This window comes from Streptomyces sp. SID3343, from assembly GCF_009865215.1.
GTDB lineage: Bacteria > Actinomycetota > Actinomycetes > Streptomycetales > Streptomycetaceae > Embleya.
The window spans coordinates 1-299 of sequence record NZ_WWJX01000711.1 but is presented as its reverse complement, the minus strand read 5'-3'; the positions used below and the strand labels follow the sequence as shown (position 1 = coordinate 299).

The window sequence follows — 299 nt, the reverse complement described above, 5'->3', positions numbered from 1 at the left end:
TCACCCAGGCGGGCAAGGCGGCGCTGCCGCACGGCCACCCGGCCGCGGTCGGCGGGATCGGCCACACCGGCAGCACCGCCGCCAACGCGCTCGCGCACACCGCCGACGTGGTGATCGGCGTCGGCACCCGGTGGCAGGACTTCACCACCGCGTCGCGCACCGTGTTCGCCGACCCCGACGTGCGGTTCGTCAACCTCAACATCGCCGCCTTCGACGCGGCCAAGCACGCCGGCGTGGCCCTGGTCGCGGACGCCCGGGCCGGCCTGGACGCGCTGGCCGCGGCGTTGCGCGGGTGGAGC

Annotated in this window: 1 pseudogene; it reads left to right on the top strand. The window is 76.9% G+C overall.

Annotation, left to right across the window (positions count from 1 at the left end):
- Positions 1–299, top strand: a pseudogene (locus tag GT354_RS21615) (3D-(3,5/4)-trihydroxycyclohexane-1,2-dione acylhydrolase (decyclizing)); the annotation flags it as partial.